This window comes from Actinotalea sp. C106 (assembly GCF_023630195.1).
GTDB lineage: Bacteria > Actinomycetota > Actinomycetes > Actinomycetales > Cellulomonadaceae > Actinotalea.
Genome location: NZ_JALPKN010000378.1, coordinates 1 through 2,513, shown reverse-complemented (window position 1 = coordinate 2,513; position 2,513 = coordinate 1). Strand labels below are relative to the sequence as shown.

The following is a 2,513-nucleotide window of genomic DNA, read 5'->3' as shown; positions in this document are numbered from 1 at the left end:
CCCGCAGCGCCCCGGCGAGGCGGTGGTCCCCGCGGGCGGCGCTCGCGGCCGCGGCGGCGAAGTAGCCGCGCACCAGCTCCTCGGGGGAGGTGGTCGTGGCGATGCCGGCATCCAGGGCGACGCGCCAGCGCTCGAAGCCCTCGTGCACCAGGGCCTCGAGGATCGCGTCGGCCGAGGCGAAGTAGGCGTAGACCGAGGGGCGTGCGATGCCGGTGCGGGCCGCGACGGCCGCGACGGTCACGGCAGCGGCCCCCCGCTCGACGGCGAGCTCCTCGGCGGCCCGGAGGACGGCTGCCCGCTGGTTGGCGCGGTGCTCGACGAGGGTCGGCGCGCTGATCCGGGGCATGGCGACATCATGGCCCACCCCGGGTGCGTTCACGACACCGGCGTTGGTATGGTCCCGACAGCACTGTCGGTAAACCGCCGTCGTCCCGTCGTCCCAAGGAGCCTCTCGTGGAGCTCGTCCGCAACCTCGCCCTCGTCCTGCACCTGCTCGGGATGGCCGTCATCGTGGGCGCCTGGGTCGCCCAGGCCAAGGCCCCCACCAAGACGATCGACACGGGGATGCTGCACGGCGCCCTCACCGTGCTCGTCACCGGCCTGGCCCTGGTGGGCATCGCGGAGGCGGGGGACGGGGACGTCAACCACATCAAGATCGGCGTCAAGCTCGTGGTGCTCCTCGCCGTGACCGCCCTGATCGTCGTGAACCGCAAGAAGGACGCCATCTCGACGACGGTGTGGGGTGCGGTCGGCGGGCTCACCGTCCTCAACGTGGTCCTCGCCGTCTTCTGGTGAGCGCAGGACGGCGAGGCGCCCGGTAGCCTTGGCCCGTACGTCTCCCCACGATCACACAGAGGTTCCAGTGCCCACCGGCAAGGTCAAGTGGTTCGACGCCGAGCGCGGCTTCGGCTTCATCGCCAGCGAGGACGGCGACGAGGTCTTCCTGCACGCCTCGGCGCTGCCCGCGGGCGCCGCCGCCCCCAAGCCCGGGGCCAAGGTGGACTTCGGTGTCGCCGACGGTCGCCGCGGGCCCCAGGCGCTCTCGGTCACCCTGCTCGACCCGGCCCCCTCGGTGGCCAAGGCCCAGCGCAAGCCGGCGGACGACATGGCCGTCATCGTCGAGGACGTCATCAAGCTGCTCGACGGCGTGGGCAACGGCCTGCGCCGCGGGCGCTACCCCGAGAAGGGCAAGGCGACCCAGGTCGCGACAGTCCTGCGGGCCGTCGCGGACGACCTCGACCTCTGATGGCCGCCGCGACCAAGGACGCCGTCCTCGCCTCCGCCGTCGACCTCGCGCGCGCCGCCGCCGAGGAGGTCGCGGAGGACGCCGCGCTCGTCGGCGAGCACCTCGGCCCCGTGGTCGAGGGCGAGCGCCTCGTCTCCCACCGCTTCGTCGCGACCGCCCCGGGCTACCGCGGCTGGTACTGGTCGGTGACCGTCGCGCGGGTGCCGCGCGGCCGCAAGCCCACCATCTGCGAGATCGATCTGCTCCCCGGGCAGGAGGCCGTGCTGGCCCCCACCTGGGTGCCGTGGTCCGAGCGTCTGCGCCCCGGGGACGTGGGCCCGGGCGACGTGCTGCCCTACCTCGAGCAGGACGAGCGCCTCGAGCCGGGCTACACCGCCACGGGCGAGGCCGACGCCGACGAGCTCGCGATCTTCGAGCTCGGGCTGGGTCGCGAGCGGGTGCTCTCCCGCGAGGGCCGTGCCGAGGCGGCTGAGCGCTGGTACACCGGCACCCGCGGGCCCACCGCCCCGCAGGCGGTCGCCGCGAGCGCCCCGTGCTCGACCTGCGCCTTCCTGGTGCTCATGGCCGGGTCCCTGCGCACCGAGTTCGGCGTGTGCGCCAACGAGTGGGCCCCCGACGACGGCCGCGTGGTGAGCATGGACCACGGCTGCGGCGCCCACTCGCAGACCGACGTCACCCCGCCCCCGAGCGACTGGCCGGACCAGAGCCCCGTGATCGACGAGCACGACGTCGAGATCGTCCGTGTCCAGGGCGAGAAGAGCGACCAGGCAGACGAGGCCGGCCAGTCCGAGGCGAGCTCTGAGTCCGAGGCGAGCGCTGAGTCGGATGCGGGCCCCGAGCCCGAGGCGGGCCCTGACGCAGCCCCCGAGCCCGAGGCGCCCGCGGAGCCAGACCCCGCGCCCACCGCCGACGAGGGGTGACCGGGGACCCGTTCGGCACCCGGGCCCTGCGGGACACGGTTCTCGCCGCCTGGTCGGCGTCCCCGGCGCGCTTCCGTGAGGACGCCAACGCCGAGGAGGACCACGCCCACGGGTACTACCGGGACCGCGTGGTCGTCGAGCTCGCTCAGAACGCCGCCGACGCCGCGGTCCGTGCGGGCAGCCGCAGCACCCTCCTGCTCAGCCTGACCACCGGGCCCGAGGGCACCGGGACCCTCCTCGCCGCGAACACCGGCGCCCCGCTCGACGCCGCCGGGGTCGCCTCCCTCGCCTCCCTGCGTGCCTCGGCCAAGCGGGCCGCCGGCACCGTCGGACGCTTCGGCGTGGGC

At 74.8% G+C, this 2,513-nt stretch carries 5 protein-coding genes; 4 read left to right on the top strand and 1 reads right to left on the bottom strand.

The features are described from left to right. On the bottom strand, window positions 1-346 hold a 346-nt coding region (locus L0B03_RS16575), incomplete at its 3' end, for a TetR/AcrR family transcriptional regulator (protein WP_250447926.1). Between the two features lie 107 nt (window positions 347-453). Here L0B03_RS16575 and L0B03_RS16570 point away from each other — a divergent pair. From L0B03_RS16570 to L0B03_RS16555, 4 genes are all read left to right on the top strand, one after another. Beyond that, window positions 454-795, top strand: coding sequence for a hypothetical protein (locus L0B03_RS16570; RefSeq protein ID WP_250447924.1), 342 nt, complete (start codon window positions 454-456; stop codon window positions 793-795). A gap of 67 nt (window positions 796-862) precedes the next feature. Then, window positions 863-1,246, top strand: coding sequence for a cold shock domain-containing protein (locus L0B03_RS16565; protein ID WP_250447922.1), 384 nt, complete (start codon window positions 863-865; stop codon window positions 1,244-1,246). Further along, window positions 1,246-2,166, top strand: coding sequence for a DUF3027 domain-containing protein (locus L0B03_RS16560; protein WP_250447920.1), 921 nt, complete (start codon window positions 1,246-1,248; stop codon window positions 2,164-2,166). Before L0B03_RS16565 ends, L0B03_RS16560 begins: the two co-directional genes overlap by 1 nt. Further along, a partial coding sequence (locus tag L0B03_RS16555; RefSeq protein WP_374205012.1) for a sacsin N-terminal ATP-binding-like domain-containing protein occupies window positions 2,163-2,513 on the top strand: 351 nt, incomplete at its 3' end. The genes L0B03_RS16560 and L0B03_RS16555, both read left to right, overlap by 4 nt.